The organism is Sunxiuqinia sp. (assembly GCF_055140945.1).
The window spans coordinates 1-18348 of record NZ_JBSQYS010000059.1 but is presented as its reverse complement, the minus strand read 5'-3'; the positions used below and the strand labels follow the sequence as shown (position 1 = coordinate 18348).

Annotated in this window: 19 protein-coding genes, 2 tRNA genes and 1 pseudogene; all 22 read left to right on the top strand. The window is 40.6% G+C overall.

What is annotated here, in order from left to right; genetic code table 11:
- The coding region (locus tag ACTB00_RS18775) for a hypothetical protein (protein ID WP_463301447.1) at window positions 1-653 on the top strand (653 nt) is incomplete at its 5' end.
- Between the two features lie 462 nt (window positions 654-1115).
- Entirely contained in the window at window positions 1116-1343 is a 228-nt protein-coding gene (locus ACTB00_RS18770; RefSeq protein ID WP_463301446.1) for a helix-turn-helix domain-containing protein, read from the top strand.
- The gene (locus ACTB00_RS18765) at window positions 1340-2095 is read left to right on the top strand and encodes a substrate-binding domain-containing protein (RefSeq protein ID WP_463301445.1); all 756 of its coding nucleotides are present in this window, start codon (window positions 1340-1342) and stop codon (window positions 2093-2095) included. Before ACTB00_RS18770 ends, ACTB00_RS18765 begins: the two co-directional genes overlap by 4 nt.
- 93 nt (window positions 2096-2188) lie before the next feature.
- On the top strand, window positions 2189-3244 hold the full coding sequence (locus ACTB00_RS18760) for a UDP-glucose--hexose-1-phosphate uridylyltransferase (RefSeq protein ID WP_463301444.1): 1056 nt from the start codon (window positions 2189-2191) through the stop codon (window positions 3242-3244).
- 14 nt (window positions 3245-3258) lie between these two features.
- Window positions 3259-4548: a galactokinase gene (locus tag ACTB00_RS18755; protein WP_463301443.1), complete on the top strand. Its 1290-nt coding sequence runs from the start codon at window positions 3259-3261 to the stop codon at window positions 4546-4548.
- A gap of 30 nt (window positions 4549-4578) precedes the next feature.
- The gene (gluP, locus tag ACTB00_RS18750) at window positions 4579-5787 is read left to right on the top strand and encodes a glucose/galactose MFS transporter (RefSeq protein WP_463301442.1); all 1209 of its coding nucleotides are present in this window, start codon (window positions 4579-4581) and stop codon (window positions 5785-5787) included.
- 163 nt (window positions 5788-5950) lie between these two features.
- Complete coding sequence (locus ACTB00_RS18745) at window positions 5951-6859, top strand: metallophosphoesterase (protein WP_463301441.1); 909 nt, start codon at window positions 5951-5953, stop codon at window positions 6857-6859.
- Between the two features lie 179 nt (window positions 6860-7038).
- Window positions 7039-7112, top strand: a tRNA-Asp gene (locus ACTB00_RS18740).
- A 74-nt stretch (window positions 7113-7186) separates the two neighbouring features.
- Window positions 7187-7260, top strand: a tRNA-Asp gene (locus tag ACTB00_RS18735).
- A 70-nt stretch (window positions 7261-7330) separates the two neighbouring features.
- Window positions 7331-7618, top strand: coding sequence for a hypothetical protein (locus tag ACTB00_RS18730; protein WP_463301440.1), 288 nt, complete (start codon window positions 7331-7333; stop codon window positions 7616-7618).
- Window positions 7618-7806 (top strand): hypothetical protein, encoded by a 189-nt coding sequence (locus ACTB00_RS18725; RefSeq protein WP_463301439.1) that lies wholly within the window; start codon window positions 7618-7620, stop codon window positions 7804-7806. Before ACTB00_RS18730 ends, ACTB00_RS18725 begins: the two co-directional genes overlap by 1 nt.
- 215 nt (window positions 7807-8021) lie before the next feature.
- A complete protein-coding gene (locus ACTB00_RS18720) occupies window positions 8022-8225 on the top strand; it encodes a hypothetical protein (RefSeq protein WP_463301438.1) in 204 nt (67 codons plus the stop codon).
- Between the two features lie 63 nt (window positions 8226-8288).
- Window positions 8289-8399, top strand: a pseudogene (locus ACTB00_RS18715) (hypothetical protein); the annotation flags it as partial.
- On the top strand, window positions 8393-8989 hold the full coding sequence (locus tag ACTB00_RS18710) for a PRC-barrel domain-containing protein (protein WP_463301437.1): 597 nt from the start codon (window positions 8393-8395) through the stop codon (window positions 8987-8989). The pseudogene ACTB00_RS18715 and the gene ACTB00_RS18710, both read left to right, overlap by 7 nt.
- Before the next feature lie 416 nt (window positions 8990-9405).
- Window positions 9406-11832, top strand: coding sequence for a phosphoketolase family protein (locus ACTB00_RS18705; protein WP_463301436.1), 2427 nt, complete (start codon window positions 9406-9408; stop codon window positions 11830-11832).
- Between the two features lie 9 nt (window positions 11833-11841).
- Window positions 11842-12450, top strand: coding sequence for a chemotaxis protein CheB (locus ACTB00_RS18700; protein WP_463301435.1), 609 nt, complete (start codon window positions 11842-11844; stop codon window positions 12448-12450).
- Between the two features lie 98 nt (window positions 12451-12548).
- Window positions 12549-13661: an AI-2E family transporter gene (locus ACTB00_RS18695; RefSeq protein WP_463301434.1), complete on the top strand. Its 1113-nt coding sequence runs from the start codon at window positions 12549-12551 to the stop codon at window positions 13659-13661.
- Window positions 13662-13789: 128 nt separating this feature from the next.
- Window positions 13790-14398, top strand: coding sequence for a hypothetical protein (locus ACTB00_RS18690; RefSeq protein WP_463301433.1), 609 nt, complete (start codon window positions 13790-13792; stop codon window positions 14396-14398).
- A 19-nt stretch (window positions 14399-14417) separates the two neighbouring features.
- The gene (locus tag ACTB00_RS18685; RefSeq protein WP_463301432.1) at window positions 14418-14945 is read left to right on the top strand and encodes a YlmC/YmxH family sporulation protein; all 528 of its coding nucleotides are present in this window, start codon (window positions 14418-14420) and stop codon (window positions 14943-14945) included.
- A 6-nt stretch (window positions 14946-14951) separates the two neighbouring features.
- Window positions 14952-16106, top strand: a complete 1155-nt coding sequence (locus ACTB00_RS18680; protein ID WP_463301431.1) for a baeRF3 domain-containing protein — start codon at window positions 14952-14954, stop codon at window positions 16104-16106.
- A gap of 13 nt (window positions 16107-16119) precedes the next feature.
- On the top strand, window positions 16120-16434 hold the full coding sequence (locus ACTB00_RS18675; RefSeq protein ID WP_463301430.1) for an HPF/RaiA family ribosome-associated protein: 315 nt from the start codon (window positions 16120-16122) through the stop codon (window positions 16432-16434).
- Window positions 16435-16442: 8 nt separating this feature from the next.
- Window positions 16443-18348, top strand: a 1906-nt coding sequence (locus tag ACTB00_RS18670; RefSeq protein ID WP_463301429.1) for a cation-translocating P-type ATPase, incomplete at its 3' end; no start/stop codon positions are given.

Below are 18348 nucleotides of genomic sequence, written 5' to 3'. Positions count from 1 at the left end.
CCGTAGATGCTGTCAGTGACCAGTTCCGAATGTTGCTTGGCAACAATGCCATTGAAACTCGCATTTTCAACAACTGGCTGACGGTTGCTTCGGCCTATGCAACCATTGCCCAAATAGTAGAGCTTCCTTTTAAATATGATACTATTATCCAGCTTTTTGTGGATATGATGGTTACACAAAACAAGGAGACGGCCCGTAACGATGATTTGGGTATCTTCTGGAAGACCGTTCAGTATTTGATTAGTTCCAATATGTTGTTTCAGGAAGGCGATTATCGAGTCGTGTATGCCGATAAAATCATGCACACTTTTAAAGAAAATGGCGAATGGAAACGAAATGAAATCATCTTCCCTAAGCCCCAAAATGTGCTCTATTTATCGGTTAGCCGGGTGTTTGGGCTATATAAATCCCAAGCTTTACGTGAAGGAGACAGACCACTACCGGATGCTACTGTTGAATACTACCTAAAAAACAGTCCTGCCTTTATCTGTGATACCAAAAAGGTTTACTTTAAGAAATTTGATGCCAAAAGCGGAATGCCAGAATACGATGAGAACGGGAATAAAAAGTTCACCTACACATCGGCTTTTGTGTTTTATCTGGATAAGCTGAATCTGAGTATCGCCGATGAAAATTTAAGCGATGAACAATGAGGCGTGAAAAAATATATAGAAGGGTTTCTGACGAAAAAGACGGAAACCCTTTCTTTTTGCTCTCGAAATCCGAATTTACCATACAAAAGTGGTTACTTTAGTTACTTTAATTACTTTAAAGAGAAATAATAATTGAATGCTAATAACTTAGACGGTATTTCTCAATTACGCAAAGTTACTTTGGGTTACTTTAAGTTACTTTGTAAAACAGCCAAAACCGATTTAGTTACTTTAAAATGGGCTTGGTTACTTTGAATGATTTGTGGTTAATGTCTCTTTAATGGATTGATAATTGGTTTTATATGTCTTTTAAAGTAACTAAAGTAACTAATGTAATAGGAATATTTAAGTAATGCTCAGCTGTTTGTTGTGAACTAAAAAAATGGAAAAAAGAGATACAAGGCGATTGAATTTTTCTATTTTTAGTCAGTTTTTGTCAAGACAAATATGGAATAGTCAAAAATGATAGGAGATAAAATCAGAGAACTTCGGGAAGAAAAAAATATCCTTTTACGCCAACTAGCTGCACAATTGGATATGGATACAGCTATGCTGAGCAAGATGGAACGAGGTGATAGATTTTTTAAAAAAGAAGATATTCAATCTTTATCAAAAATATTTAAGCAGAATGAAAAGGAATTATTAATTCTATTCCAGGTAAAGGCTACTACATTAATAGTACAGAGGTGAATGTTGACCAACGAATTTTCTTGTTGTTTGACGAGTTGAATGCGTTTAAAGAAGATGTTTATACTTCGTTTTTAAATAGTTTGGATACGAAATCAAATGTTGATATTTATTTTCATCATTTTAATTTTCAGGTTTTTAAAGATTTGATTTCCGAGGCTGCCGGCAATTATACGTCGTATGTGATTATGCCCGCTACTTTCGATCAAACCTCCGATATTATTTCGATTTTACCCAAGGATAACGTTTATATTCTGGATCGTAAAAAGGAAGATTTGGCTGAATACCCGGTTATCTATCAGGATTTTGAAGGAGATGTGTACCGAGCTCTGGAAGATGGAAAAGACTTACTTGAAAAATATCGAAAACTCGTTATGGTTTTCCCTGGAGGCAAAGAGCCTGAAGGAAGGATGATTGGATTTGAAAAATTCTGTAAGAAAAACAAGATAAAATATGAAGTCGTTCGAAGTTTGATTGATCGGACGATTGAGAAGGGAGAAGCCTATTTTGTTCCGTCAGACCGGAATTTGGTTAAGTTGGTGAAAATGGCCGATGCCAATTGTTTTAAATTAGGTGAAGATTTTGGTATTGTTTCTTTTAATGATACGATGTTGAAAGAAGTCGTTGCCGGTGGAATTACAACCATATCAACCGACTTCCAGTTAATGGGAAAAAATCTGGCCAAAATGATTTCAGACCGGTCTAAAGCTCAAATAGGTAATTCAGCGCAGTTGATCCGTAGAAAGTCTCTGTGATATGTTTTATAGCATGTGTATTGGAGGAAATACGAGAAGCAATATTCTATAGATTTGCCTACCAGTACCTACCAGTTGGAAAAAGTAAGAAATATGAAAAAATTTAATAGTCTGGATCACCCGCATAAGCGGTTAAACCCTCTAACAAACGACTGGGTGTTGGTTTCGCCCCATCGATCGAAAAGGCCCTGGCAAGGGCAAGTTGAGAAAGCAACAGTTGACGAACGCCCTAAATATGATCCCTCTTGCTATCTGTGTGCAGGGAACGAAAGGGCAGGAGGTCATAGAAATCCTGATTACAAAGGCACTTTTGTTTTTACCAACGATTTTAGTGCATTGCTGACCGATTCACCCGAAGGCGGTGTTGACGAAGGAAGCCTTTTTCAGGCGAAAAGCGAAACCGGCATTTGTAAAGTCATTTGTTTTAGTGACAATCATAGTTTGACGATTCCAGAGATGGAAGTAGCGGATATTCGCAAGGTAGTTGATGTTTGGTGTGAGCAGTTTGATGAGCTGGGCAGCACCGATTTTATAAACTATGTGCAGATCTTTGAAAACAAAGGATCTATTATGGGGTGTTCCAATCCTCATCCGCATGGGCAAGTTTGGTCTTCGTCAACCGTTCCGGTTGAGCCGGATAAAGAGTCGGTGACCCAAAAAGCCTATTTTGAGAAAAATGGAAATACACTTTTAGGTGATTATCTGAAAGTTGAATTGGAAAAGAAAGAGCGATTGATAGCTGAAAATGATCATTTTGTGGCACTGGTTCCTTATTGGGCCGTTTGGCCGTTTGAGACAATGATCATCAGCCGTCGGCCGGTTCAAAATATTCTTCAGTTAACCGATGAAGAAAAAGATGGCTTGGCAGATATTTATAAGCAACTTACTGTGAAGTACGATAATTTATTTGAGACTTCGTTTGCCTATTCAGCCGGATTACATCAGGCACCAACCGATGGCAAAGATTATCCGGAGTGGCATCTGCACATGCATTTTTATCCACCCTTATTGCGTTCGGCTGCAGTGAAAAAATTTATGGTGGGCTACGAAATGCTTGCTACACCACAACGAGACATTACAGCAGAACAGGCAGCTCAACGATTACGTGACTTATCTGACATACATTATAAAAAACAAATCAATCAATAAAAATTTGCAGACTTATGACAAAAATTAATCAATTAATTGAGAAAATAGATGGTGGAAATAATCCATTATTTCAGGAATTATACGGAACCGACAAATCAACGCTAACTGCACAAGCTGCCCGCTATGCGAGCTTGATGAGTGAATTTGAGAAGACATATGGTTCCGATGATGTTGATCTGTTTAGTTCTCCCGGGCGTACCGAAATTGGTGGAAACCACACCGATCATAACTATGGTCGTGTATTAGCAGGTGCAGTCAATTTGGACATGGCTGCTGTTGCAGCTAAAAACGGAAGCAATACCATTCGGATTAAATCAGTTGGATATCCCGAATTTCAAGTTGATCTTTCAGATTTAAGTATTGACGAATCGCAATTTTATACTTCATCGTCACTGGTAAAAGGTATTTGTGCCCGCATGAAAGAAGTGGGATACGAAATTGGTGGTTTCGATGCCTGCATTGATGGACGCGTACCAAAAGGTTCCGGCCTGAGTTCTTCTGCTTCATTTGAAGTATTGGTGGGAGCTATTGTCAATAATCTGTTTAACGACGGAAAAATGGGCGGTGTGGAAAATGCAATCATCGGACAGTGGGCTGAGAATAATTATTTCGGTAAACCTTGTGGTTTGATGGACCAAACAGCATGCTCGGTTGGTGGGCTAATTACCATCGATTTTGAAGATCCTTCGAAGCCAATTGTAAAAGAAGTGGACTTTGATTTCGTTTCTACCGGCTTTTCATTGGTCATTACCGATGTTGGTGGCGGCCATGATGATCCTGCTTCACAAGCTGAATACGCTTCATTACCAACTGAGATGAAAGCTGTTGCCGCTGAACTTGGAGCAGAAGTGTTGCGCGAAGTTACGCTGGAACAAATCGTAGATAAAATTCCTGAAATTCGTAAAAAAACAGGTGATCGTGCTATCCTTCGGGCTTACCACTTTCAAGGCGATAATCAACGTGTTGTAGATCAGGTTGCCGCGTTGGAGAACAATGATTTCGAAGCATTCCTGAAAATGGTTGTTGAATCGGGCTATAGCTCATACATGTACAATCAAAACATTTTTGACGTTGTTCATAAAGACGATCAAGTTGTGTCCTTAGGTTTGGCAATGAGCGAAATGGTGCTGAAAGGCTCAGGAGCATGGCGTGTTCACGGTGGTGGATTCGGTGGAACTATTCAGGCTTTTGTACCGCAAAACAAACTGGATGAGTACGTTAAAACACTGGAACATATTTATGGCAAAGGAAAATGTCATACCTTGTTTATCCGTGCTAAAGGAGCAGTTAAGCTAGAACTCTAGTCAGTAGAACTAACTTTAAAACTATACAAAATGAGTAAAAACAAGTATTTGTTTCCATTGATAGTCATGTCGGCCTTATTCTTTATGATCGGCTTTATGACTACCATGAACAACTCGATGATTGATTTTCTGAAAGAAGCTTTCAAATTGGATTCGCTTCCAAATGGTAAGGTATTGAAGCAATTGCCAAATTCGTTTTTTTACGGAATTTACGCCTTGTCTATTCCCATCGGTTTTCTAATTCACCGGATTGGTTATAAAAAAGGAGTGTTGTTGGGAGTCGGTTTATTAACTATCGGGGTTTTAATGTGTATTCCACTCGTCGCAATTGGATATATTCCATTTCTTTTTGGAGTAGCCGTTTTTGCATTCGGTATCGTTATTTTACAAGTGGTTGCCAATCCTTATGTGAATGCCCTCGGACCAGAAAAAACAGCTGCTAGTCGTTTGACATTGGCCAATTTCCTAAATTCGGTTGCAACTGTTATTGCTCCTATTTTTGTTTCATTACTGATCATTTCGGATACCGGAGCAATGGAACCCACTCAAGTCCAAAAGCCGTTTATCGTGTTAGCTGTCATTGCTGCGGTAATCCTGGTGCTTCTTTTCTTTATGAAACTTCCTGAAATTGAAGATGAAGATAAAGACATGGCTGTGAAGCCAAAAAAATACAAGTCGAGTGCATTTAAATATACACATGTTTGGTTAGGATCATTGGCTATTTTCTTTTACATGGGAGTAGAAATTGGCATTCCTAGTTTCTTTGCAGATTATACGAAAGAGTTGGGACTTAACTTGACAGTTGTTGAGCGTACCGATTGGCTGAAATACTACTGGGGAGGCTTAATGGTTGGACGACTTGCCGGTATTTTTATTCTACGGAAATTTACGGCACGTCAAATTCTTTCTCTCTGTGCTATTGGTGGAGCAATCTTAGTTGGTTCTTCACTTGTGCTTGGAGCAAACGCTTCACAATTGGCTCTGGTATTGTTCTTAGGAACCGGATTGTTCCACTCAATTATGTGGCCAACAATCTACAGTCTTGCTTTAGAAGATTTGGGACCGCATGCCAAGGTGGCTTCAGGTGTCATCTCAACTTCGGTTATCGGTGCTGCTGTTCTTACTCCAATGATGGGAGCAATACAGGATAATCTGGGACTGGTTGCTGCGGTTAGTACAATGTTTGTCTACTATACCTATCTGATTTTCTTTGCCACAAAAGGTTCGAAAATTAGATAGTACATACTACTCAATTAAGATGAAGGTCGGCAGTTTATTAGCCGACCTTTTTCTTTTGAATAACCTGCTTAAACCTAAACCAATCTTTTCGTATTTAATTTCTTAGGATTCTTGACTTTTTAATAAAAATGATAACTTGCCCTGCTATAAATAGGTGCAATTTATGTATGACATAATAGGTGATATACATGGGCAGGCAAGCATGTTAAAAGATCTGCTCAAATCGATGGGATATAAAGTGCAAAAAGGAGTTTACAAGCACGAATCACGAAAGGCTGTTTTTTTAGGTGACTTTATAAACCGCGGACCAGAAATTCTGGAAACCGTAAGAACAGTGAGAGCAATGGTTGAAACGGGTAATGCCCTGGCAATCCTGGGAAATCACGAGTTAAATGCAATTATTTTTGAATTGAAAGATAAGGCAGGTAAACCCTTGTTTAAGCGACTGCTGAAATACCGGATGCCTCTGACCCAAACATTCAAAGAATTTGTTCATATCCCAGACGAATATAAAAGTCATATCAAGTGGATGCGCACCCTTCCCATGTTTTTGGAACTGGATGGTATTCGGATCGTACATGCGTGTTGGGATGAGCCGAGTATTGAAATCGTTAGGGATAATTATACCGAGGGAAGATTGAAAAAGAGCGTACTCAAGCAGATTAGCAAAAATAGTAATGAAGTGTCGCAAGCTTTTTGGCAAACCTGCAAGGGGATTGACTTTAAACTTCCAAATGATTTATTAGTTTACGACGAAACCGGACAGGCTCATCGAAGATTTCGAACCAAGTGGTGGTTAAACCCAAAAGGGATGAAATTTCAGGATCTTTCGCTGGAGAGCCGATTTGATTTACCGGCGTATACCATTCCACCCGAGATTAGCGGAGAACGCATTCCTTATGGAGAAGATGAGCCAATCGTATTTTTTGGTCACTATTGCCTGAAAAATGACGATAATATTTTTACTCCAAACCTTTGTTGTCTGGATTCCTGTGTGAGCCGTAAGGGTAAATTAGCTGCCTATCGATGGTCAGGAGAAAAAAAATTGATTCCTGAAAATATTGTGAAATAGTCGATATTGTTGATAGTATATTGAAAACTAGATGGCTAAATTTTTATCGAAAATCGGTTCGAATAGTAATTCTAAATTTGGGGTGATTTTTTTAATGTTTCCTATTGCAGAGAAAAAAAGAAAGTATATATTTGCAGAGCCTTTTGAAAATAGCATTTCACAAGGGTTTTCGAGAAAAAGGTGGCGTAGTTCAGTTGGTTAGAATATCGGCCTGTCACGCCGAGGGTCGCGAGTTCGAGTCTCGTCGTCACCGCAAGAAAAAGTTCTAAAATTATTAAAATGACATTTCAAAGTGAATGAATTTCGGTTCAAACATTTCGAGAAAAAGGTGGCGTAGTTCAGTTGGTTAGAATATCGGCCTGTCACGCCGAGGGTCGCGAGTTCGAGTCTCGTCGTCACCGCATTTTAAAGCTGCTCAAATCGAGTAGCTTTTTTTGTGTCACTTTATTTGTATTATGTTTATTGGGGGTCATGGATCGGATGTTCCAGATATTCGTTTCTAAAATAATAAAGGATCAAACATTCAAGTTTGGCTTGCCTTCTGAAATTGTTGAACAATTCAATCCCATTGATGAAATCGGATTAGAAGAACCAGTTTGTTGGGTAGAGAATTTCCATTCATCCTGGTATCCTGGTAACGAACTGCAAAAAGAAGCCTTACTACAGTTGTTTAAGCTCGAAAAACAGGTAGTAGTTCTACAGACCCCAACCTTAAATACGATTAGCAATACCTACAAACTTCCGATAATTTTCAACTGATGGATGAAAATCATCCGGATTATCTTGGACGCAGCCTTTCCCAAGGCACTTGTAAAACGAGATACGATGCTTTTATCAATTTCATGAATATTCTGGAAGATTTTAGACAACGGTTGAAAGCGGAAGGAATCAGGCCTAAAAGAAGAAAAGTCCACCATAAATCCGATACTTCTTTGACTAATAACTAATTTTTTCTTGTCAATAAATCAATTGCCGATTGAGATTTCTGAAAGAGAAGTGTTTGGATTAATGTGTGAATAATGTAATCCTTAGCTAAAATTCTGTAACGTTTTTATCCATCGGTTGAATTACATTTAGACGGTACTGAACGACAGGCAAAGTCAACCCTGTTTGGACGCAAAAGAATCTGTCTAATACATAGTAATCAAATAAGGAGAAGATCATGAATACGAAAAAAATGACGACTGCAATCACAACGGGACTCTATTCCATACTGCTTCTGATATTAATTGCATGTGACACGAATGGTGGAATGATGTATGGAAATGGATCGACAGGTATGTACAATTGGAATTGGGGCTCCATATTTACTGCTTTAGCTGTCGGTTTCTTCATCGGATTTTTAGTGTTCAGGAAGAAAAAATAATCTGCACATGATTCAAGGGAAAAATGGAAAAAAAATAGTCATAAGAAAGCCGAGTTACAGTTTTTTGCCAAAATAGCATGTTTTGATACTGCATTTCACGCTACCATGCCGCGAGTAGCAAAATTATTACCAATTCCGCGTCGTTTCGAAACAAAAGGGATACAGCTATGTTAATTAATGCAAAAACATTAAAAGGATACCAATTAGATGGTAGCGAAGGCGTGGTTGGTAAGGTCAAAGAATTCTACTTTGACGACCAGCACTGGACGGTTCGCTATTTGGTTGCCGACACTGGTAACTGGCTTACGGGCAGACAAGTGTTGCTTTCCCCCTATGCGATGTTTTTAGTGAACAAAAAAGCAGAGCGCATCGGCATTAATTTGAGCAAAAAACAAGTCGAGGACAGTCCGTCTCTAGGTAGCGACAAGCCGGTATCCCGACAATTTGAAAAGACTTACTATGGATATTATGGATGGGAGCCATATTGGAGTAATTCTTATCAATGGGGAGCAAGTTCCAATTGGATACCTGGCAAAGAGGTATGGAAACTATCCGATAAAGAAGTTAAAGGCTGGGATCTTCATTTACGTAGCTCCAACGATGTGAGTGGCCATCATATTCAGGCAACGGACGGTGAAATTGGTCACGTTGTCGATTTTATCCTAGATGATGAGATGTGGGCAATTCGTTATTTAATTATTGACACCAAAAATTGGTGGGTAGGGAAAAAATATTGCTATCACCACAATGGATTGAGCGCGTGAGCTGGGACGAGTTGAAAGTATTTGTCAATCTATCCCGCGAGAGCATAAGGCAGTCTCCGGAATACTCAGAAGAAGCCATTATAACACGGGATTATGAAACCCAACTGCATCGACATTATAATCGTAATGTGTATTGGGCCGGGAGCCCAGGAGACAGTAACAGAATTGAAGAAAGATAATCAGGTTCGTTGGGATTTTAATTAGATAAAATGAATAAATATCGTATTTCTTTTTTTGATCTACCCCTAAATCCCCTTCAGGGGTTGGGGGTGAAAAATACGAGATTAAACAGTTCTCATTACTTAATCGCGACAAATGCCAGGTTATTTCAGCAAATAAAGGGCCAGGTGCAGTTTCCCTTTTCTATGATGAAATCGGGATTACGTTCATTGGACAACTGTAAAAAATTTTAGAAAATGAAAACAAAAGAAAATACATACAAGAGCAAGGTTTCAAAAACCAAAGAGAAGAAAATAAAGAATAAACCGCTTTCAAAGGCGCTTTTAAAGAAAATAGATGCTTACTGGCGTGCTGCAAACTATTTGTCAGTTGGACAACTCTATCTGCGCGACAATCCCTTGCTTCGAAAGCCATTGACGCTCTCACATGTGAAATCAATGCTGCTGGGGCATTGGGGAACAACTCCCGGGCAGAACTTTATTTATGTGCATTTAAACCGGGTCATCAAAAAGTATGATCTGGATATGATCTATATTTCCGGCCCCGGTCATGGAGGCCCGGCACTGGTCGGCAACACTTATCTCGAAGGCACCTACAGCGAAGTTTATCCGGAAATCACCCAAGATGAGGCTGGGTTAAAAAAATTGTTCACCCAGTTTTCTTTTCCGGGAGGAATCCCGAGCCATGTCTCTCCTGAATGCCCGGGATCGATACACGAAGGCGGCGAACTGGGCTACTCGCTCAGTCATGCTTTTGGGGCTGTGTTCGACAATCCGGAACTGGTCGTTGCCTGTGTTGTTGGTGATGGCGAGGCTGAAACAGGCCCGCTGGCCACGGCCTGGCATTCCAACAAGTTTTTAAACCCAATCACCGATGGAGCAGTGTTGCCCATTCTGCACCTCAATGGTTATAAAATAGCCAACCCAACGGTGTTAGCTCGCATTCCACAGAAAGAACTGAAACAATTACTGCTTGGATATGGGTGGAAGCCATACTTTGTTGAAGGTGATGAACCGGAAAAAATGCATCAGCTCATGGCCTCGGTATTGGAAAAAGCCATCATGGAAATCAAACAAATCCAAGGTCAGGCCCGGGATAGAAATGAAGCAGAAAGGCCACGTTGGCCGATGATCGTCCTCAAGTCTCCGAAAGGTTGGACAGGTCCCAAAGAAGTCGATGGCGTAAAAATAGAGGGTACTTTTCGTGCGCACCAAATTCCGCTTCTGGTTGATTCGAATCATCCTACCCATCTGAAGCTTCTGGGAAAATGGATGAAAAGCTACAAGCCTGAACAATTATTCGATGACCAGGGATGCCTGCTTCCTGAACTGGCCGAGCTTGCACCAACCGGTGATCGACGCATGGGGGCAAATCCCAATGCCAACGGTGGTCTGCTGCTTCAGGATTTGAATATGCCTGACTTTCGAAAATTCGCTGTTGAGGTTCCTTCGCCGGGATCTGTTGAAGCCGCCGACACTTATGAGTTAGGTGAGTTCCTTCGCGAAGTGATCAAGCTGAATAAAGAGCAACGAAATTTCAGGATTTTTGGTCCCGACGAAACACTCTCGAACCGGTTGAACGCTGTTTTTGAAGTTGCCAACCGACAGTGGGAAGCCAAAACAAAAAAGAACGACCAATACCTTGCTGCCGATGGGCGGGTGATGGAAGTACTGAGCGAGCACCAGTGTGAAGGATGGCTCGAAGGTTACCTGCTTACCGGAAGGCACGGACTATTTAATTGCTACGAGGCATTTATCCATATCATCGATTCGATGTTTAATCAGCATGCCAAGTGGCTGAAGGTTAGTGCCGGATTGCCCTGGAGAAAGAAAATTGCATCGCTTAACTATCTGCTTGCTTCCCACGTTTGGCAGCAGGCACATAATGGTTTTACACATCAGGATCCGGGTTTTATCGATCATGTGGTAAATAAAAAAGCATCAGTTGTCCGTGTTTATCTGCCACCCGATGCCAACTGTTTATTGTCGGTTTGGGATCATTGTCTGCGAAGCCGTCATTATGTGAATGTGGTGATTGCCGGAAAATATCAGGCACCACAGTGGTTAACCATGGAAGAAGCGGTCGAGCACTGTACACAAGGAATTGGTGTCTGGAAGTGGGCCAGCAACGATCAGGGCGGAGAGCCGGATGTGGTGATGGCCAGCTGCGGCGATGTACCCACACTCGAATCGTTGGCTGCAGTATCCATCCTTCGCGAACATTTGCCCGATTTAAAAATCAGGGTAGTCAATGTGGTCGATTTGATGAAACTTCAACCAGATACGGAACATCCACACGGACTTTCGGACAAGGACTTTGATGCCTTGTTTACCAAAGACAAACCAATTGTTTTCGCATTTCACGGTTATCCATGGCTGGTTCATCGGATGACCTATAAGCGAACGAACCATGCAAACATGCATGTCCGTGGCTACAAGGAAGAAGGTACCATTACGACCTACTTCGATATGACCGTTTTAAATAATCTTGATCGGTTCGACTTGGTACTGGATGTGATCAATCGCTTGCCGAAATTGGGCAATGAAGGATCTAAGCTTAAAAAATTGATGAAAGACAAACTCATCAAGCACAAAAAACACATTGATACATATGGTCAGGATATGCCGGAAATACGAAACTGGAAATGGAATAATCCTAAATGAAATAAGCTCATGATGAAATCTAAAAGTACAACAAAAGACTTTCCTATCGTTTGTGTGGGAGGTTCTGCAGGAGGTCTCGATGCCTATATCCGCTTGTTGAAAAATCTGCCAGCAGATATGGGGGTGGCGATTGTCATCGTTAATCACCTGAGAACTGTGGCCACCATGTTGCATGAGATCCTTCCGCACCATACTGAAATGCCAGTTGAACTGATCACGGAAAAATTAGACATCGAGCCCAACCATGTATTTATTATCCCCGAAAAGCGTGATCTGCATGTTTTGAACGGAGAATTTAGACTAAAACCGATATCAAAACCCAGGGGATGGCCCGACGTAATTACTGTTTTTATGAAATCCCTGACAGACAACTGGGATGGCAAACTAATCACCATTATTGTTTCCGGTTACGATGGTGATGGAGCAGAAGCGCTACGTGGAATAAAAGAGGTGGGCGGAACAACCATTGCACAAAAACCCGACACTGCCGGACAACCCGATATGCCTGAGAGCGCAATCGAAAGCGGGTGGATCGATTTTGTTCTTTCTCCTGAAAAAATCGCACATAAAATTTTACAAATTGCCCATGCAGAAAAGAAAATAAGCAATAAGGATTGAATGACTATCTGTATGATTGCATATCTAGCGAGATACAGTAAATAGCCGACTGTAAATCCAGACCTTTGGATAAGAGATTAATCTGTTAACAAGATAAAATGAATGTATCGTTTCAAAAGCTGTTTTACGCTATAGCTACCGCTTTTTTGCTATTTGCAATACTGATTTTTGCGAAACCAATTCTCATTCCTCTAAGTACTGCTTTGCTTATTTCATTCATACTGCTTCCGTTGGCAAAGAAGTTTGAGAAATGGAAAATTGGTAATACTCTTGCCGCTTTTCTCTCCATTTTCGCTGTGATTTTAATAATTGGGGGAGTTACTTACTTTTTTTCAACTCAAATTATTAATGTAGCGCAAGAATTCACTCATTTTAAGGATAAAATTATCCGGGCTTTTGCCGATGTTTCGCTATTTATTAATAACCATGTGAGTTTTATGGAAAACCTGGAAAAGGGTGAGCTTTTTAACCGCATGAAAGTTTTACTTAATGACTCAACAGGGTTTTTAGTTAGTAAAACAGTTAGCAATACAGCAACTTTTATGGCCGGACTGCTGGCAACAATTGTATTTACTTTTCTATTGCTTATATACAGAGATGGATTGACAAAGGCGTTTCTGGCTTTTTCGCCCGAGGATAATCGCGAAAGGGTATTAAGAATGTTTAAATCGGTTCAGCAGGTTGGACAAAAATACCTGTTTGGTATGATAATTCTTACGGTTGTAATAGGATTAGCCAACAGTATTGGACTGTTGATTCTCGGCATCGACAATCCTTTCCTCTTCGGATTTTTAGGTGCTGCACTGGCTATCATACCATACATCGGGACAACAATGGGAGCTGTCATTCCTGTAATTTATGCTTTTGTTTCTTACGATTCGATTTGGACAGCAGTGGCAGTTGCCATTTTATTTTGGGCTGTTCAAGTGGTTTCCGATAATTTTCTCACTCCAAGAATTGTGGGGGGCAGCCTAAAAATCAATGCTTTAACGGCTATACTCAGTTTGTTTGTTGGCGCTGCCGTTTGGGGACTGGCCGGGATGATTTTGTTTTTGCCCTTTGCCGCCATGTTAAAGGTTGTTTGTGAAGAGTTTGAAGAGCTCAAACCAATTGCACTGATCATTGGCGAGAAAAATAAAAAAGTGGGCGATGGCAGTGAATTATTTTTAGTCAGATGGTGGGGAAAAATAAAACACAGGTTTTCGGGATAAACTCTTCAAGGGAAATGTGTGATTTATGTAAGTTTTTATCAAAGTTATGTAACACTTCTCAGTTTAAATGTGCTGAACTTTGATCTAATATTTACCATTAGAAATTCACTTTTTAAAACAAAATTATTATGGCAGAAATTAAGATTGAACAGAAAAAACAGAATTGGCCGTGGATTATCGTGGGCATTGTTGTTGCTGCAATACTTATATATTTTGTAGCATTTCGTGATAACGATAACGACAACACGATGGAGGAAGTAACTGAAACAAACTATGTTTCCAAGGTGAATGAATCCGACCTTTTGGGTGTGAAAGAAAATAACAGCACCGTGGCTGCTTATGTAAGTTTTGTGGAAAACGATACCGCCCGTATGAGCCTGGATCATGCTTATACAAATGAAGCGCTTGTAAAATTAATGGCTGCAACAAATGCCATGGCCGATGAAATTGGTTATGATATTCAGGCAGATTTGGACAAGTTAGAAGAATCAGCTAAGCTGATTGACAATGAACCTTTTGAAACCTCACATGCCAAAAATATCAGAAATGCGACTGATAACTCTACCACGGCATTGCAAAATATGCAAAGGGCTAAATATCCGGGTTTAACATCTGAGGTAGATGAATTAAAAAGTGCATCAGCATCAATTAATCCGAAGACACTTACACTCGATCAGAAAGATGCAGTGAAGAATTACTTTGTAAAGGCTTCTGACCTTCTTCAAAAAATGAATTAGTTAATCTTTAAAAATCAAAATGATGACAGATACAGATAAAAATCTTTTTAACCTGGATGAATTATCCGGTTATAAAGTGGCCGAAGATTACAACGATGTAAGGGGCTGGAATGTAAAAGATGCAAATAACCGTACCGTTGGAAAGGTGGATCATTTGCTGGTAAATAAAATAGCCGAACGTGTGGTTTACCTTGATGTTGAAGTAGATACTGTCTTGATTGAGGAAGGGTATAATACCTATCAAGATCGGGTAAGTGCCGGTGTTCATGAATTTTTAAACAAGGAAGGGGAAAATCACCTGATTATTCCTATCGGAATGGCAATTATTGATGAGGAGAACAAACTGGTGACTACTGGCCAAATTGATAGTTCGACTTTTGCTAAAGCTAAACGATTCAAAAAAGAAGATGTTATAGATTTTGCATACGAATTAAATACAATCCGCCATTACAGGCGAGATAAAACTATTCACAGTTCGAATAATGTTGATGGATTTTATGAACGTGAAGAGTTTAACAATGGTTTTCAAAAAAGAGATTTAGAATAAAATACCATGGAATTACTTACAAAAGAATTGATTCAGGAGCTCCTGTCAGCAGATCAGGCTCCTTGTCTTTCACTTTATATGCCTACGCACCAAAAACATCCTGAGAATCTTCAGGACAGCATTCTTTTTAAAAATCTTGTTCAGCAAATGGAGGAATCGCTGATGCAGAAATATTCAGCCGCCGAAGTGAAAAAACATCTTGAACCTGTAAATGCCCTTGTTGACGACAATGATGTTTGGAATCACACATTAGAAGGACTGGCTGTTTTTAGTGCAAAAGGAACGTTTAAAGTTGTCGGATTGCATAAACCGGTTGAGGAATTGGCAATGGTGGCCGACAGTTTCCATACCAAACCACTGCGCCAATATATACAATCGGTTGACAACTATCACGTTTTGTGCTTAACACTTCATGACATCCGTCTTTTTGAAGGCAACCGTCACTCACTTACTAAGGTTAAGCTCACTGCTGATATTCCAAAAACCATAACTGAAGCGCTTGGTGATGAATTGACAGACAGCCATTCAACTGTTGCATCTTATGGTGGTTCCGGAGGAGAAAGTTCGCCGATGCACCACGGTCAGGGCGGTAATAAAGAGGAAACTGAAAAAGACGCTGAACGGTTTTTCCGTATGGTTGCGGATGCAATTTATGAACACTATTCGAAACCTTCAGGCTGGCCTCTTATACTGGCCGCATTGCCCGAACACCACAGCCTTTTTCATAAGGTAAACAAAAATCCTTTGTTGTTATCGAAAGGAATTTCAATAAATCCTTCGTCCGTTTCACCAGAAAAACTGGCAACTATGGCCTGGAAAACAATGGAACCCGAATATAAACTGAAACTTGACCGCCTGGTTGCCCGGTTTGAACAGGCAAGGGCAAATGGCAAAGGCAGCGACGACTACAAGGAAGTTGCTGTTGCGGCAGTTGAAGGACGGGTTGATACGCTGATTGTTGAAGCCGACCGGATTATTGCAGTCAGGGTAACTAATCTGGTGACGGGAAATACACAGAAAAAAGATTTGACAAATCCGAGAGTAGATGACCTGCTAGATGATTTGGGTGAACTGGTAACAAAAATGGGTGGGCAGGTGATGGTTATCCCAACCGATAAAATGCCTTCTGAAACAGGGCTGGCAGCAATATTTCGTTATTAATTTAAAAAATAAAATGCAAATACAATTTAATACAGATAAAAATGTAATCGGAAGCGAAGATCTTATAGCTTCCTCAACTTCCTTAATATCAGGAGAACTAAGCAGATTCAGCGATCAGATAACCCGGTTAGAGATTCACCTCTCTGACGACGATGGCAACAAAGACGGGTTTAACGATAAGCGTTGTATGGTGGAAGCCCGGCTTGCAGGGATGAAGCCAATAGCTGTCACTGACCACGCAAACTCCCCTGAACAGGCTGTTTTGGGCGCAATAGACAAATTGAAAACTTCTTTGGAAAAGATAACCGGACGTTTGAAAGATTCATAACTCAGAAAATGTGGTTTTCCAAATCAATAGAAGAAGTCCTTAAAGAAATTAATGTTGATGATTCGTCGGGGCTTTCAGAAAAGGAAGCAAAAGTAAGGCTTGAAAAATACGGTGCGAATCAATTGCTTTCGAAAAAGAAAAAGAACATCTTCCAACTGTTTGTTGCACAGCTCCAGGAATGGCTTATTTATATTTTATTTGCAGCAGTGGTTGTTACCCTTGTTATGGGTGAATACGTCGATGCTTCCATTATCATCCTTGTCATTATAACCAATGCTGTTCTTGGTGTAATTCAGGAAGTGAAAGCCGGAAAGGCCATTGAGGCGCTTCAGAAAATGTCGTTTCCAAAAGCGCTTGTGCGCCGAAACGGTGAGGTGAAAGAGATAAATTCACACAAAGTTGTCCCTGGCGATATTCTGATTCTTGATGCCGGACGTTTCATCTCCGCAGATATTCGTTTAATTGAGTCTGCAGATCTTCAGATAGAAGAATCGGCGCTCACCGGCGAGTCTGTTCCATCCGATAAAGATGCATCACAAATTCACAGTGATCTTAAAACTCCGTTAGGTGATCGCAGGAATATGGCTTTTATGTCGACCCTTGTAACTCGTGGAAGGGCAGTTGGAATTGTTGTTGAAACCGGTATGAAAACTGAAGTTGGTAAAATCGCCCATCTCATCAATACCGAAAAAAAGGAGAAAACTCCTTTGGAAATCAGGTTGGATAAGTTGGGGAAAACGCTTGGAATGTTTGCCATTGCAATCTGTGTTGTCATTTTTGTTATTGTATTAATTCAGGGGCGCGATTTGGCCGATATGTTTATTTTATCGGTTTCGCTGGCAGTGGCCGCCATTCCTGAAGGGCTTGCAGCCATTGTAGCAGTGGTACTTTCCATTGGCGTTACCGGTATGTCGAAGAAAAAGGCAGTTATTAAGAAATTACCTGCTGTTGAAACACTTGGCTCGGTCAATATTATCTGTTCCGACAAAACGGGTACACTTACCCAAAACAAAATGACAGTAAAAACATATTTCAACCTGGAGGATGAAATAACTGTCGAACGTAATTCAAAAAACAGCGCTACCGAAGATGCAAAATTGCTTGCCAAAGCCATGATTCTTTGCTCAGATGCAACATACGAAAACGGGCACGGAACGGGCGATCCAACAGAAATTGCATTGTTGCTTCTGGGAGATGATTTGGGAATCGACAGAAAAAAAATAGTTGTTCAAGCCAGCCGTGCCAGCGAGTTTTCTTTCGATTCCGACCGAAAATTAATGTCAACGCTCAACGAAGAAAACGAAAAATTTACTGTTTATACAAAAGGAGCCATTGGTAATTTGATCAAAATTTCAACACAGGTTTTGGAAAAAGGGATAGTAATTCCGATTACCGAAGAACACATAAAAAGGTACCTTGATGCAACGGAAAAAATGTCGGACAATGCACTCCGTACGCTTGGCGTGGCTTATAAACCGGTTGATTCCATTATTGAAGGCGCTGAAATGGAGAAAGACCTTATTTTACTCGGGCTTGTAGGAATGATTGACCCTCCCCGACCAGAAGTGAAGGAATCCATTCAAAAAGCAAAACTGGCCGGTATTACTACCATCATGATTACCGGCGACCATAAAAATACCGCTTTCGCCATTGCCCGCGAACTGGGGATGGTTGACTCAATTGATCAGGCCATCACCGGCGGAGAGCTGGATGCCTTTTCGGATGAAGAACTCGCCGAAAAGATTGTGGAGTATCGCGTATTTGCGCGTGTTTCGCCCGAGCATAAAGTAAAAATTGTGCATGCTCTCAAGTCGCACGATAATATTGTTTCCATGACCGGTGACGGGGTAAACGACGCCCCCTCGCTCAATGCTGCCGATATTGGCGTGGCAATGGGAATAACCGGTACCGATG

Coding starts and splice junctions, on each gene's coding strand:
- ACTB00_RS18770 (WP_463301446.1), top strand. CDS start 1,116: ATGATAGGAGATAAAATCAGAGAACTTCGGGAAGAAAAAAATATCCTT.
- ACTB00_RS18760 (WP_463301444.1), top strand. CDS start 2,189: ATGAAAAAATTTAATAGTCTGGATCACCCGCATAAGCGGTTAAACCCT.
- ACTB00_RS18755 (WP_463301443.1), top strand. CDS start 3,259: ATGACAAAAATTAATCAATTAATTGAGAAAATAGATGGTGGAAATAAT.
- gluP (WP_463301442.1), top strand. CDS start 4,579: ATGAGTAAAAACAAGTATTTGTTTCCATTGATAGTCATGTCGGCCTTA.
- ACTB00_RS18745 (WP_463301441.1), top strand. CDS start 5,951: ATGTATGACATAATAGGTGATATACATGGGCAGGCAAGCATGTTAAAA.
- ACTB00_RS18730 (WP_463301440.1), top strand. CDS start 7,331: ATGGATCGGATGTTCCAGATATTCGTTTCTAAAATAATAAAGGATCAA.
- ACTB00_RS18725 (WP_463301439.1), top strand. CDS start 7,618: ATGGATGAAAATCATCCGGATTATCTTGGACGCAGCCTTTCCCAAGGC.
- ACTB00_RS18720 (WP_463301438.1), top strand. CDS start 8,022: ATGAATACGAAAAAAATGACGACTGCAATCACAACGGGACTCTATTCC.
- ACTB00_RS18710 (WP_463301437.1), top strand. CDS start 8,393: ATGTTAATTAATGCAAAAACATTAAAAGGATACCAATTAGATGGTAGC.
- ACTB00_RS18705 (WP_463301436.1), top strand. CDS start 9,406: ATGAAAACAAAAGAAAATACATACAAGAGCAAGGTTTCAAAAACCAAA.
- ACTB00_RS18700 (WP_463301435.1), top strand. CDS start 11,842: ATGATGAAATCTAAAAGTACAACAAAAGACTTTCCTATCGTTTGTGTG.
- ACTB00_RS18695 (WP_463301434.1), top strand. CDS start 12,549: ATGAATGTATCGTTTCAAAAGCTGTTTTACGCTATAGCTACCGCTTTT.
- ACTB00_RS18690 (WP_463301433.1), top strand. CDS start 13,790: ATGGCAGAAATTAAGATTGAACAGAAAAAACAGAATTGGCCGTGGATT.
- ACTB00_RS18685 (WP_463301432.1), top strand. CDS start 14,418: ATGATGACAGATACAGATAAAAATCTTTTTAACCTGGATGAATTATCC.
- ACTB00_RS18680 (WP_463301431.1), top strand. CDS start 14,952: ATGGAATTACTTACAAAAGAATTGATTCAGGAGCTCCTGTCAGCAGAT.
- ACTB00_RS18675 (WP_463301430.1), top strand. CDS start 16,120: ATGCAAATACAATTTAATACAGATAAAAATGTAATCGGAAGCGAAGAT.